Consider the following 12,769-nt stretch of genomic DNA (forward strand, 5'->3'; position numbering starts at 1 on the left):
ATGAGAACCACAAAAGAACTGCGGGTAATTGAATGACAAGCGAGCTACGGCCAGGAGAGTCGTGGACACTGACAGACGTGACGCTCGTTGTAAGGAAGAGCGATCTCGATCCTGACGCAATTACTGAACGCCTGGGGCTGCAACCTTCGGCCGTGCGGATGCCCGGTATCGATCGCTGGAATCCCCAAGGGGAAACCGACGGACAGTGGCGCTTCCAGTGCGATGAACGCACTACGAGAAATTTCTCCGAACAGCTTGACGTAGTACTCCGGGCTTCGGAAACCTGCGCCCAGGTGCTCGCAATGCTTAGCGCTGAAGGCTGCAACGTTTCGCTTTCCATCGGAGGCTTTGCCGACAATGATTCCCAGATTTCCTTCTCTGCCCATGAAATGGTGAGGATTTCGCGACTGGGAATTCCTTTGATCCTCACCCCGAACCTCAATGAGCGATAAATTTGAAGCAACTGGAGTGTGCTATGCCTAAGCTCGATTCGTGGGATTCGGTGAACACCTCGTTGGCGGTCACAAAAAATTCCCTTGATGCCCCCTTCGTTTGCGAAGTTCTGGGATTCAGTAAACTACCGAAAGGGGGGAGGGGGGTTGTGAATTCAGGGTCGGATTGGTGGGCATACACCTACGTTGATGGGTTCACGGGCAGCCTCGAAGAGCAATTGATTTCACTGGTCAATGAAATTAAGCCCCTCCTCGACAGGTTGGATATTCTCCTGAAGGCTGGCTATTCGATTCAAGTGGCTATTGCGGGATCGGTTGAGACCGGATCTCAATTGTTCGTCTCGCCTCGGGCTCTTGGTCAGTTGGCGTCCTTGGGTATTCCTATTTCTTTTACCACTCTCACAGCCTCGGGCGTCCAGGAAGAAGATCCTCTGGGCTGGCTCGACGGCTGAGTTCCTGTAGCCTGCGTTCTGGCGGCGGCGTTTCCGGCCCGTCTTGCCGGTGATGTGCAGAGCGTCCTGACGGTGATGCCGGATGCCAGCCTCCCACCGGTGCGCTCCTTCGAGGTTGGGCTGCAGGGCAGGAGCATCGCTATCCCCTCGCGGATCTACAACGAGGAGCCGGATGTCGGTTGGGAACGGGTGCTGACCGAAACGCAGCAGATGGTCTTGCATTGCCTGTATTCCCGGCACAGTGACGGCCGGGTTCGCCAGCGCCACCTCGAACAGATCATGACGTCCAGAGAGCAGTGGACTGTCCCATTCGTGGTACAGCTGGCCGGCGAGTACGTGCTGGAGATCATTGATGCGATCAGCGAAGGGCTTCCCGACCTTGCTGTCCCGGGCTCTGTCTGTCGGAGGCGGTATGGCGAGTTCATCGCACGTAATCCGGCCTTTTTCGCACGCACAGAGCGACGCGTGGTGAGCTACTGGTCGGTGTACTACCGCTGGAAGTACACCGAGTTCGGGACGTATCCGGGGTCCGCGCTGATGGAAGCGTTTCGGGCAGCCGCGTCCGAGCATGTGGGCGTGCGGTGGCCGCGCAACACGCCGCCTCCGCTGGCGGAGTGACTGGTGGTTCGCCTGGGTGTGGTGGTGGCTCCAGCCCGCGAGGGTGAGGTTGCGCCGACGGGCAACGCCGAGGATGGCGTGGTGAACGCCGGAGGGCGAGTCGCTTGATCGCGTCCGTGATGACGTTGGTCCGGGGTCAGTGACGGTTGAATCTCAGATGCGGGCAGCGGACTGTACCGCTCCGTGAGCGTCGCCCACAGTTCGCCGAAGTCGCCCGCCGCATCCCGGTGCGTCCCAGCCGGCCTGCACGGTCCGGGTCTTCGCCGCGACTGCCGACTGGACGCAACCCGCCCCTACCGCGCGTCTCACTGTCCCCGAAGTGACGTCCCTCATCGAACAGTCGAATGGGCCCGGCTCAGGCGAGGTGGGTGAGGAATGTGCTCCAGGCGTTGTGGCTGAAGCCGAGCACGGGGCCGGTGGGGCGTTTGCTGTCGCGGACCGGGACGAGGTGGGGGACGTGGTCGGCGACCTGTATGCACTCGTTGTTCCCGCCGCTGTATGTGCTGGTACGCCACTTCGCGTCCGGCGGAACCAGCGTGCTGGCACGTGAGTTGTTCATGCTCTGTGCTCCTTGGCCCTGCGATGGATGACGGCACGGGACTCCGTCGGGGAGAGCGCGGAGGTGCGTGCCGCATCGAACAGGTCCTGGTAGCGGGTGACTTCGGCCTCCCGCTCCAACCACATGGAGCCTGTCGGGTTGTCTGCCAGCACTACGTCGAGCGCCCCGTCCTCGGGAAATCCCAACACTACGTAGGGGCCGAACATACTCGCATGGGCGCCGCGCGAGAACGGCAGCACCTGGACCGTCACGTTGGGCTTTCCGGACATGGTCAGCAGGTGCTGCAACTGCGCTTTCATTACTTCTGCTCCGCCGACCTGCTGCATGAGAACGGCCTCCGAGAGGACGGCCCAGAGCGGCAAGGGCGAGTCCTCCGCGAGACGTTCCTGGCGGGCGAGGCGTACCCGGACGAAGTTCTCGATCTCGTCCGCGGTCTCCCACAGTTGCGACGCCACGGTGACGGCCCGAATGTACTCCGGAGTCTGGAGCAGGCCAGGGATGAGCTGTGCCTGGAACGTGCGGATCGATCCCGCCATGGCCTCCAGCGCGATGTAGTCGCGGTACGTGTCGGCGAGGACGGAACCGTACTGGTTCCACCAGCCGTCCCTGCGGCGGCGGTTGGCCTTGCGAGCCAGTGCGCTCAGCCGCTCTCGTAGCTCCGGATCCGATGCCTCGTATGCGTGCAGCATCGCCGTCAGGTCGGGGAGTCGGACTGCCACCCGGCCATTCTCGATCCGGCTGATCTTGCCTTTCGTACAGTCCAGAGCTTCGGCCGCCTGGGAAGTGGTCAGCCTCGCCGACTCTCGCAAGCGGCGCAATTCTTCGCCGAGTTGGCGGCCGAGGACAGTCGATGGGTTCGGGGTGACGTTCTTCGCTGACATACGGACACGTCTATCAAAGCAACAGATTCGTCGGAACAGGCTTAACTCGAAAGAGGGAACATCGGCATGATGTCTTTCGGCAACGTTGCAGATTCGTGTGATGCGCGTACATGCTGCTCGCCATGGACATCGGCGTCCCGGCGTGAACTGCCAGCTCTGTCATGGGACTCCGGTTGAGCTTCGACTCTTTGGGAGTTGTCGTGGGTGGACCGTACGAAGTGAGTTTCCGGCTGACACGTCGCCGTAGCAGCGTTCCGCGAGCCCGAGCCGTCTTGCGCGCCGCCATCGAAGACTGGGGCGTGGGTCAAGACGTCGCGGAGTCCGGGGAGTTGGTCCTCTCCGAGCTCGTGACCAACGCCCTGCGGGTGCCCGTGCCGGCCGACCGTCAGGTAAGCGTGCGGATCGCGCGCTCGGCGGAGGGCGGCGCACTGCGGCTGGAGGTGGGTGACGCCGGGGCGGGTACGCCCGGGGTGCGGGTGCCTCGTGATGATGAGACGGGTGGGCGCGGGTTACTTCTCGTCGAGGCGCTCGCCGAGCGCTGGGGGGTCGAGGCGCGCGCCGGTGGGGTCGGGAAGATCGTTTGGGCGGAGCTGGCGGAGCTGGCGGCGCCGAGGAGCGGGCCTGCGGTTGCCCTCCCGCCCGGTCCGTGCGTACAGGGATGGGGATGGAGCACCTGGCTCGTGGTCCCCGGTGCGCGCGGCGCGAGGGCGGCCGGGCCAGGGGTGCCGGGCTCCGTACCCGTTCCCGTACCCGAATGCCCGTGACGCGGGAATTCGGGTACACGACTTCGCACCCCCCGGCCCCCCCCGGCGCCCCGGCCCCCCGGCGCCCCCGGGCGGGGGCGTCCCGTACCGCGCCGTCGAGCGCCGCACGTACAGCCGCGATCAAGGTGCGGCCCTTCACCGTATGGGGTGTATTGGGGGCAAGTGAGACGTGCGTCCGACGAGGAGGTACCCATGCGCGGAGCCACACACGTCACATGGGCCGCCTGCGTGACGGCCGTGGCGTTGGTGGGTACGGCCTGTGGCGGGGGGAGCGGCGACAGTGGGGGCAGTGGCGCCGACGGTGTGGTGCGGTCCTCCTGGGGGGATCCGCAGAATCCGCTGGAACCGGCGAACACCAACGAGGTCCAGGGCGGCAAGGTCCTCGACATGGTCTTCCGGGGGCTGAAGCGGTACAACCCGAAGACCGGCAAGGCCGAGGACGCCCTCGCCGAGAAGATCGACACCAAGGACTCGACGCATTTCACGGTCACCGTCAAGGACGGATGGACCTTCAGCAACGGGGAGAAGGTCACCGCGGCGTCCTTCGTGAACGCCTGGAACTACGGCGCTGATGTCAAGAACAACCAGAAGAACGCCTACTTCTTCCAGTACATCGACGGCTACGACAAGGTCCACCCGGAATCCGGGCAGCCCACCGCGCGCACCCTGTCGGGGCTGAAGGTCACCGGGCCCCGGACCTTCACCGTCACGCTCTCGCAGCGCTTCTCCACCTGGCCCGACACCCTTGGCTACGCCGCCTTCGCGCCGCTGCCCAGCGCGTTCTTCCACCACCACGCCGCCTGGGTCGCCAAGCCCGTCGGCAACGGCCCGTACACGGTCCAGAGGTACACCAAGGGGTCGCAGATGTCCCTGCGCACCTGGAAGAAGTACCCGGGCAAGGACAAGGCGCGCAACGGTGGTGTGGACCTCATGGTCTACACGGACAACAACACCGCTTATACGGATCTGGTCGCCGGCAACCTCGATCTGGTCGACGACGTCCCGGCCGCGCAGCTCCGGAACGCGAAGGCCGACCTGAGCGGCCGGTACATCAACACCCCGGCCGGCATCATCCAGACCCTGGCGTTCCCGTACTACGACAAGCGGTGGAACACTCCGAAGGCCGTCAAGGTCCGTACCGGCCTCTCCATGGCCATCAACCGCGCGCAGATCACCAAGACGATCTTCCAGAAGACCCGCACCCCGGCCACCGACTGGACCTCGCCGGTACTCGGCGCGGGCGGCGGCTACCAGGCCGGGCTCTGCGGCAAGGCCTGCGACTACGATCCGGCCGCGGCGAAGAAGCTGGTCGCGGAGGGCGGCGGCATTCCCGGCGGCCGACTCACCGTCACGTACAACGCCGACACCGGCTCCCACAAGGGCTGGGTCGACGCGGTCTGCAACAGCATCAACAACGCGCTGGGCAAGGACAGGGCGTGCGTCGGCAGCCCGGTCGGCACCTTCGCGGACTTCCGCAACAAGCTCGGCCAGAAGAAGCTGACCGGCCCCTTCCGGGCGGGCTGGCAGATGGACTACCCGCTGATCCAGAACTTCCTCCAGCCCCTCTACTACACCAACGCCTCCTCCAACGACGGCAAGTGGAGCAACGCGCGGTTCGACAAGCTCATCAACGAGGCCAACGCCGAGATGGACAAGAAGACGGCGATCCAGAAGTTCCAGCAGGCCGAAGGGGTCGTACGGGACCAGATGGCGGCCATCCCGCTCTGGTACCAGAACGGCAGCGCCGGTTACTCGGACCGGGTCGCCCACGTCGAGCTGAACCCGTTCAGCGTGCCCGTCTACAACCAGATCGAGGTCCGCTGACCGTCGACGCCCCGGGCCCGTCGCGCTCGCCCCCGCAACTGAAGACCACGACCCCGGGAGCCCTTCATGGGACGTTATGTGATCCGGCGTCTGCTCCAGATGATCCCTGTCTTCATCGGGGCCACGCTGCTGATCTTCCTGATGGTCAACGTGATGGGCGACCCCGTCGCCGGACTCTGCGGCGACCGGCAGTGCGATCCGGCGACCCTGGCCCGGCTGCGCGGGGAGTTCGGTCTCGACCAGCCGGTGTGGCAGCAGTACCTGACCTACATGGGGCACGTCTTCTCCGGCGACTTCGGGACCGCCTTCAACGGTCAGAAGGTCATCGACCTGATGGCCACGGCCTTCCCGGTCACCATCCGGCTGACGATCGTGGCCGTGGTCTTCGAGGTCGTCATCGGCATCGCCTTCGGCGTGATCACCGGCCTGCGCCGGGGCCGCCCCGTCGACACCTCCGTACTGCTGCTGACCCTGGTCGTCATCGCCGTACCGACGTTCGTCACCGGCCTGCTGGCGCAGCTCCTGCTGGGCGTGCAGTGGAAGATCATCTCGCCGTCGGTCTCCGCCGCCGCGCCGCTCGGCGAGCTGATCGTCCCCGGGCTGGTGCTCGCCTCGGTCTCGCTCGCGTACGTCACCCGGCTGACCCGTACGTCCATCGCCGAGAACGCCCGCTCCGACTACGTCCGTACCGCCATCGCCAAGGGCCTGCCCAGACACCGGGTGATCACCCGGCACCTGCTGCGCAACTCGCTGATCGCGGTGGTCACCTTCATCGGTACGGACATCGGGGCGCTGATGGGAGGCGCCATCGTCACCGAGCGGATCTTCAACATCCACGGCGTCGGCTTCCAGCTCTACCAGGGCATCCTGCGCCAGAACACCCAGACCGTCGTCGGCTTCGTGACCGTGCTCGTCATCGTCTTCCTGGTGGCGAATCTGCTGGTCGACCTGTTGTACGCCGTTCTCGACCCGAGGATCCGGTATGCCTGAACTCCTGCGGCCGCCGCCCGACGACAACGGCGGAGCCATCGCGTCCACCGGAGCCGGCGGCGCGATGGACCTCGCGACCAGCGAGGGCGGCACCCTGGAGCGGGGACCCGGCGGACCGTACGGCGGCGGGACCGCCGGCAAGCCGCGCAGCCTGTGGTCGGACGCCTGGCGCGATCTGCGCCGCAACCCCGTCTTCATCGTCTCGGGGCTCGTCATCGTCTTCCTGGTGATCATCTCGATCCGGCCGTCCCTGATCGCCGGCGGCAACCCGCTCTCCTGCGATCTCGCCAAGGCCCAGGAGGGCTCCCAGCCAGGCCACCCCTTCGGTTTCAACGGGCAGGGCTGCGACGTGTACACCCGTACGGTCTACGGCGCCCGCACCTCCGTCGTCGTCGGCGTCTGCGCCAGCCTCGGCGTCGCCGTCCTCGGCTCGGTCCTCGGCGGACTCGCCGGATTCTTCGGCGGGCTCTCGGACGGGATGCTCTCCCGGGTCACCGACATCTTCTTCGGGATCCCGGTGGTCCTCGGCGGACTGGTGCTGCTGTCCGTGGTGAGCAGCTCCACGGTCTGGCCGGTGGTCGGTTTCATGGTCCTCTTCAGCTGGCCGCAGATCTCCCGGATCGCCCGCGGCTCCGTGATCACCGTCAAACAGAACGACTTCGTACAGGCGGCGCGCGCGCTCGGCGCCTCCAGCACCCGGATGATGGTGCGGCACATCATGCCCAACGCCATCGCGCCGGTGATCGTCGTGGCGACCATCGCGCTCGGTACGTTCATCGCGCTGGAGGCGACCCTCTCGTACCTCGGCGTGGGGCTCAAATCGCCGACCGTGTCCTGGGGGATCGACATCTCGGACGCCTCGCCGTACATCCGCAACGCCCCGCACATGCTGCTCTGGCCGGCCGGAGCGCTGGCGGTCACCGTGCTCGCGTTCATCATGCTCGGCGACGCGGTACGCGACGCCCTCGACCCGAAGCTGCGTTAGGGGAGACCGGTGCTGCTCGAAGTGCGCGATCTGCGGGTGGAGTTCCGTACCCGTGACGGGATCGTCCGGGCCGTCAACGGCGTCACGTACTCGGTGGAGGCCGGCGAGACGCTCGCCGTGCTCGGCGAGTCCGGCTCCGGCAAATCCGTCACCGCACAGGCGGTCATGGGAATCCTGGACATGCCGCCGGGCCGGATCACGGGCGGCGAAGTGCTGTTCCAGGGAAGGGACTTGCTGAAGCTCAAGGAGGACCAGCGGCGGAAGGTGCGCGGCGCCGAGATGGCCATGATCTTCCAGGACGCGCTGTCCTCGCTCAACCCCGTACTCACCGTGGGCGCCCAGCTCGCCGAGATGTTCACCGTGCACCGGGGGATGTCCCGCAAGGAGGCGCGGGCGAGGGCCGTCGAGCTGATGGACCGGGTCAGGATCCCGGCGGCCGGGGACCGGGCGGGCGACTACCCGCACCAGTTCTCCGGCGGGATGCGCCAGCGCATCATGATCGCGATGGCGCTCGCGCTGGAACCCGCGCTGATCATCGCCGACGAACCGACCACCGCACTGGACGTCACCGTCCAGGCCCAGGTGATGGACCTGCTCGCGGAGCTCCAGCGGGAGCTGAACATGGGGCTGATCCTGATCACCCACGACCTGGGAGTGGTCGCCGACGTCGCCGACAGGATCGCGGTCATGTACGCGGGACGCATCGTGGAGACCGCGCCGGTGTACGACATCTACAAAGCGCCCGCCCACCCGTACACGCGCGGCCTGCTGGAGTCGATCCCGCGCCTGGACCAGAAGGGCAAGGAGCTCTACGCGATCAAGGGGCTGCCGCCGAACCTGCTCCACATCCCGCCCGGCTGCGCCTTCCACCCGCGCTGCCCGATGGCCCAGGACGTGTGCCGCAGGGACGTGCCGCCGCTGTACGAGGTGGCGGGGGAGCGGCGCAGTGCCTGCTACTTCTGGAGGGAGACGCTCGATGGCTGACTCCGCGACGGCCGGTCCCACAGGCTCCGCTCTTCTCACGGCGGCCGGGTCCACGGCGGCCGAACCCCTGCTGGAAGTACGGGACCTGGTCAAGCACTTCCCGCTGACCCGGGGCATCCTCTTCAGGAAGCAGGTCGGAGCGGTACGGGCGGTCGACGGCGTCTCCTTCGACCTGGCCGCCGGGGAGACCCTCGGCATCGTGGGGGAGTCCGGCTGCGGCAAGTCGACCGTGGCGAAGATGCTGGTGAGCCTGGAGCGGCCGACGGCCGGCCGGATCCGGTACAAGGGCGAGGACATCACCGAGCTGTCCGGGCACGCGCTGAAGGCGGTGCGCCGGAACATCCAGATGGTGTTCCAGGACCCGTACACCTCGCTCAATCCGCGGATGACCGTGGGCGACATCATCGGGGAGCCGTACGAGATCCATCCCGAGGTGGCACCGAAGGGCGACCGGCGCCGGAGGGTCCAGGACCTGCTGGACGTGGTCGGGCTCAATCCCGAGTACATCAGCCGCTATCCGCACCAGTTCAGTGGCGGGCAGCGCCAGCGCATCGGCATCGCCCGCGGGCTGGCGCTGCGGCCGGAGATCATCGTCGCCGACGAACCGGTCTCGGCCCTCGACGTGTCCGTCCAGGCGCAGGTCATCAACCTGATGGAACGGCTCCAGGACGAGTTCGGCCTCGCGTACGTCTTCATCGCCCATGACCTGTCGATCGTCCGGCACATCTCCGACCGGGTCGCCGTGATGTACCTGGGCCGGCTGGCCGAGATCGGCACGGACACGGAGATCTACGATCACCCCACGCACCCGTACACCCAGGCGCTGCTCTCGGCCGTGCCGCTGCCCGACCCCACGGCGCGTGAGCACCGCGACCGGATCATCCTGACGGGCGACGTCCCGTCCCCGGCGAATCCGCCGTCGGGCTGCCGCTTCCGTACCCGGTGCTGGAAGGCGCGGGAGAGGTGCGCGGTGGAGGTCCCGGAGCTGGCGGTCCCGGAGGTCTTCAGGGCGGGGCGGGGAGCCGCCGCGCATCCGTCGGCCTGCCACTTCGCCGAGGAGAAGCGGATCGTCCCGGGGGACGGATCGGGGGACGGATCGAGGGACGGACCGGGGGACGGATCCGGTGACGGTACGGGCATCGACACACGTGGTGACGCAGGGGGCAAAGTGCTGTAAAACACACCAATTTCGTTAACGCGCGCGCAACTTGGGCGACCCGGTACCGATATACGGACGCGTCAGGCTGAACAACGTACGGCCGTGCGGGTGCCGTAGACCGGCCGGGACTCCAGGGTCCCGGCCGGTCGCCCGTTCAGGGCGTGCTCGGCTTCAGGGCGTGCTCAGCGTGCTCGCGAACTGCTCAGCGTGCTCGCTACCTGCTCAGGACATGCCCAGCGACCGCTTGAGGAAGTCGACTTGGAGCAGCAGCAGGTTCTCCGCGACCTGTTCCTGCGGTGTCATATGGGTCACCCCGCTGAGCGGCAGCACCTCGTGGGGCCGGCCCGCGGCGAGCAGCGCCGCGGAGAGCCTGAGCGTATGCGCCACCACCACGTTGTCGTCCGCGAGGCCATGGATGAGCATCATGGGCCTGGCCGGTTCCCGCGCCCCGGAGAGGCCGTCGTCCGTGACGAGCGAGTGGGCCGCGTACACCTCGGGCTGCTCCTGAGGGGTGCCGTAGTAGCGCTCCATGTAGTGCGTGTCGTAGAGCCGTACGTCGGTGACGGGCGCGCCCACGATCGCCGCGTGGAAGACGTCGGGCCTGCGCAGCACGGCGAGTCCGGCGAGCCAGCCGCCGCCGGACCAGCCGCGGATCGCCACCCGTCCGGTGTCGAGCGGGAACCGTCCCGCGAGGTCCTGGAGCGCCTCGATCTGATCTTCGAGGATGAGCAGCTTGTTGTTCTTGATCGCCTTCTCCCAGTCGGGGGAGCGGCCGGGGGTGCCCCGGCCGTCGGCGACGATCACCGCGAAACCCTGGTCGGCGAACCACTGCGAGGTGAGATGCGGGTTGTGCGCGGCGACCACCCGCTGGCCGTGGGGGCATGCATAGGGATCCAGGAGGACCGGAAGCGGACCATCCGATTCCTGATAGCCGGTGGGGAGCATGACGGCGCACGGAATGCGCCGTGCGCCCCCCTCGGTGAGCCGTGCGCGAGCCGTGAGCGCCGGCTGCTCGGCGTACGAGGTGACGGTGGTGAGCGGCTTGCCGTCCCGGAAGATCCGCACGGAGGCTCCGGCGGTGTCCGGCCTGGCCGACGCGAGGACCGTCACCGCTCCGGTGCGGACCGCGGAGTGCACCCCGACGCCGTCCGAGAAGCGCTCGATTCCGAGCTCGTTGACCCGGTAGACATGGATCTCGCCGGTCTCGGGATCGGCGGCCTCCTCGCCCGCCGACGCCGAGACCAGGATGTCGTCCTCGCCGATGTCCAGCACCGCCCGCAGATGCAGCTGCGGCCCGGTCAGCGGCCGGTCGCCGACCATCAGGACGCGTGCGCCCCCTTCGTCGGAGAGCCGCACGAGACGGCCGTCCGGCGCCCAGGCCGGTGCGCCGGTGGGGAGCTCCAGCCAGGCCGGGTCCTCGTCCCGGTGTACGGGCCGGGTCGCGCCGGTGTCCGTGTCGACCGCCAGGTACAGCTGATCGCGCTGGTCGCGGCTCTGTACGAGCAGCAGCGGGGCGCCCGGGGCGGACCAGTGGACCCTGGCGAGGTAGGGGTAGTCGGCGCGGTTCCAGATCACCTCCGTACGCGGCGCGTCGCCTGTCTCCTCGGAGGGATCGGCCCCGGTCTCCTTGGAGGGCCCGGCCCCGGTTGCCTCGACCGTGCCGTCCGAAGTCGCGCCCGCGTCAGGCCCGTTCAGATTGACGAGAAACAGCCGTACGTCCGCGTTCGGTGTGCCGGCCGCCGGGTAGGCGACCTGGACAGGTTCCCGCTCGGGCTGGGACGGGTCGGAGATCCACCACCGCCGGACCTCCGTCGTGTCGGCCCGCGCGACCAGCAGCCGATCGGACCCGGGAGACCACCAGAAGCCCCGTGAACGGCCCATCTCCTCAGCGGCGATGAACTCCGCCAGACCGTAGGTGATGTCCTCTCCATCGCCCTCCTGCGGCCCCGCCAGCTCGCGGTCGCCCTCCCCGTCCGCGCCGACCACGCGCAGCGCTCCACGCGCCACGTAGGCGATGTGCCGCCCGTCCGGCGAGGGGCGGGGGTCGATCACGGGTCCGGACGCGGGGAGTCGGCGTGCCGTCCCGGCGCGCAGTTCGGCCGCGTACAGCCGCCCGGAGAGGGTGAAAGCGGCCAACTCCACGGCGCCGTCCACCGCGTAGCCCACGATGCCCCCCGACCCCTCGCGGCTGCGCTCGCGCCGGGCCCGCTCCTCGGCGGAGAGTTTCTCGGCGGCGCCTCCCAGCAGCAACTCCGGGTCCGCGGCGATCCGTTCGGCCCCCGTGGCGGCCGTCGGACTGTCAAGATCGAGCACCCAGAGGCGGTTCGCGCGGTCCGTGCCGGACGTGGAGCGGAGGAAGACCACCCGCTTGCCGTCCGGGGACACCGTGAACGCGCGTGGGCTGCCAAGAGTGAACCGCTGGGTTCGAGCCGACTGGCGCGGAAACGAGACTTGCTGGCTCAAGGTCATACGACCGAAAATAGCGCCCGTGCGCCCCCCTGTGCTGCCATGCACCGATCGATGCGTACGTACGGATAGTTATGATCCGTAGCGCTAGGTGGGTAGGTATCTGCCGGCACATGCACGCTGCGATTTTCCGATCGAATATTTATGGAGGTGAACCGCCGTGGCACTCTCGATTTCGGCGGTGGTGCTGCTGGCGATCATCGTCTTCCTGCTGGTCCGGAAATCCGGGCTGAAGGCCGGACACGCGGTGGTCTGCATGCTGCTCGGGTTCTACATGGCCAGTTCCTCCATCGCCCCCACCATCAGCGAACTGACCACGAACGTGGCCGGAATGATCGGTGGGATCAAGTTCTAGCGCCGTTCCCGACGACCGCCGCCCCGACGACTCCCCATCCCCGATCCCCCGCTGACGATCAACTGCCGATGATCAGGCGGCCGACGAACGGACGGCGGCCGAACAGACAGTGGCCGAACGGACAGCGGACGAACAGACAGCAGACGGTCGGCGACCGACAACCGGCGATCAGTGGCCGATAGCCAACGATCAGCGGCTGACGGTCGACGATCAGTAGACGATCAAAGGCCGACGTTCGGCCGTCGAAGACCGGCACCCCTCGACCAGCGACCGGCCACTG

At 67.4% G+C, this 12,769-nt stretch carries 14 protein-coding genes; 10 read left to right on the forward strand and 4 right to left on the reverse strand.

Annotation, left to right across the window (positions count from 1 at the left end):
* The first annotated feature begins 77 nt into the window (after positions 1-77).
* Genes ACIQD6_RS02960 through ACIQD6_RS02970 form a run of 3 tightly spaced genes read left to right on the forward strand, consistent with a single transcriptional unit; the run spans position 78 to position 1,522 of the window.
* The gene (locus tag ACIQD6_RS02960) at positions 78-452 is read left to right on the forward strand and encodes a DUF4279 domain-containing protein (protein ID WP_401877354.1); all 375 of its coding nucleotides are present in this window, start codon (positions 78-80) and stop codon (positions 450-452) included.
* Positions 453-475: 23 nt separating this feature from the next.
* Positions 476-904 carry a hypothetical protein gene (locus ACIQD6_RS02965; protein WP_401877355.1) on the forward strand — a complete coding sequence of 143 codons (429 nt, stop codon included), beginning with the start codon at positions 476-478 and terminating at the stop codon, positions 902-904.
* A gap of 54 nt (positions 905-958) precedes the next feature.
* Positions 959-1,522, forward strand: coding sequence for a hypothetical protein (locus ACIQD6_RS02970; protein WP_401877357.1), 564 nt, complete (start codon positions 959-961; stop codon positions 1,520-1,522).
* 355 nt (positions 1,523-1,877) lie between these two features.
* Here ACIQD6_RS02970 and ACIQD6_RS02975 read toward each other — a convergent pair whose 3' ends face one another.
* Together ACIQD6_RS02975 and ACIQD6_RS02980 are read right to left on the reverse strand one after the other, a co-directional pair.
* Entirely contained in the window at positions 1,878-2,081 is a 204-nt protein-coding gene (locus ACIQD6_RS02975) for a DUF397 domain-containing protein (RefSeq protein WP_401877359.1), read from the reverse strand.
* The gene (locus tag ACIQD6_RS02980; RefSeq protein WP_401877361.1) at positions 2,078-2,962 is read right to left on the reverse strand and encodes a helix-turn-helix domain-containing protein; all 885 of its coding nucleotides are present in this window, start codon (positions 2,960-2,962) and stop codon (positions 2,078-2,080) included. The genes ACIQD6_RS02975 and ACIQD6_RS02980 overlap by 4 nt, the downstream gene beginning before the upstream one ends.
* A gap of 161 nt (positions 2,963-3,123) precedes the next feature.
* On the opposite strand from ACIQD6_RS02980, the gene ACIQD6_RS02985 reads away from it, so the two are divergent.
* The 6 genes from ACIQD6_RS02985 (at position 3,124) to ACIQD6_RS03010 (ending at position 9,686) form a co-directional block, all read left to right on the forward strand.
* Complete coding sequence (locus ACIQD6_RS02985; protein ID WP_401877363.1) at positions 3,124-3,726, forward strand: ATP-binding protein; 603 nt, start codon at positions 3,124-3,126, stop codon at positions 3,724-3,726.
* A 192-nt stretch (positions 3,727-3,918) separates the two neighbouring features.
* Positions 3,919-5,550: an ABC transporter substrate-binding protein gene (locus ACIQD6_RS02990; RefSeq protein WP_401877365.1), complete on the forward strand. Its 1,632-nt coding sequence runs from the start codon at positions 3,919-3,921 to the stop codon at positions 5,548-5,550.
* Positions 5,551-5,616: 66 nt separating this feature from the next.
* Positions 5,617-6,540, forward strand: a complete 924-nt coding sequence (locus tag ACIQD6_RS02995; RefSeq protein ID WP_401877367.1) for an ABC transporter permease — start codon at positions 5,617-5,619, stop codon at positions 6,538-6,540.
* Entirely contained in the window at positions 6,533-7,525 is a 993-nt protein-coding gene (locus tag ACIQD6_RS03000) for an ABC transporter permease (RefSeq protein WP_401877369.1), read from the forward strand. The genes ACIQD6_RS02995 and ACIQD6_RS03000 overlap by 8 nt, the downstream gene beginning before the upstream one ends.
* Positions 7,526-7,534: 9 nt before the next feature.
* On the forward strand, positions 7,535-8,509 hold the full coding sequence (locus tag ACIQD6_RS03005) for an ABC transporter ATP-binding protein (RefSeq protein WP_401877371.1): 975 nt from the start codon (positions 7,535-7,537) through the stop codon (positions 8,507-8,509).
* The gene (locus ACIQD6_RS03010; RefSeq protein ID WP_401877373.1) at positions 8,502-9,686 is read left to right on the forward strand and encodes an ABC transporter ATP-binding protein; all 1,185 of its coding nucleotides are present in this window, start codon (positions 8,502-8,504) and stop codon (positions 9,684-9,686) included. Before ACIQD6_RS03005 ends, ACIQD6_RS03010 begins: the two co-directional genes overlap by 8 nt.
* A gap of 204 nt (positions 9,687-9,890) precedes the next feature.
* Here the strand turns inward: ACIQD6_RS03010 and ACIQD6_RS03015 are convergent, their stop codons facing one another.
* Positions 9,891-12,137, reverse strand: a complete 2,247-nt coding sequence (locus ACIQD6_RS03015) for a prolyl oligopeptidase family serine peptidase (protein WP_401877375.1) — start codon at positions 12,135-12,137, stop codon at positions 9,891-9,893.
* A 157-nt stretch (positions 12,138-12,294) separates the two neighbouring features.
* On the opposite strand from ACIQD6_RS03015, the gene ACIQD6_RS03020 reads away from it, so the two are divergent.
* Positions 12,295-12,489 carry a hypothetical protein gene (locus tag ACIQD6_RS03020; protein ID WP_329829152.1) on the forward strand — a complete coding sequence of 65 codons (195 nt, stop codon included), beginning with the start codon at positions 12,295-12,297 and terminating at the stop codon, positions 12,487-12,489.
* Positions 12,490-12,547: 58 nt separating this feature from the next.
* Here ACIQD6_RS03020 and ACIQD6_RS03025 read toward each other — a convergent pair whose 3' ends face one another.
* The gene (locus tag ACIQD6_RS03025) at positions 12,548-12,745 is read right to left on the reverse strand and encodes a hypothetical protein (protein WP_401877377.1); all 198 of its coding nucleotides are present in this window, start codon (positions 12,743-12,745) and stop codon (positions 12,548-12,550) included.
* Positions 12,746-12,769 lie beyond the last annotated feature (24 nt).

The organism is Streptomyces sp. NPDC088400 (assembly GCF_044753355.1).
Classification (GTDB): Bacteria; Actinomycetota; Actinomycetes; order Streptomycetales; family Streptomycetaceae; genus Streptomyces.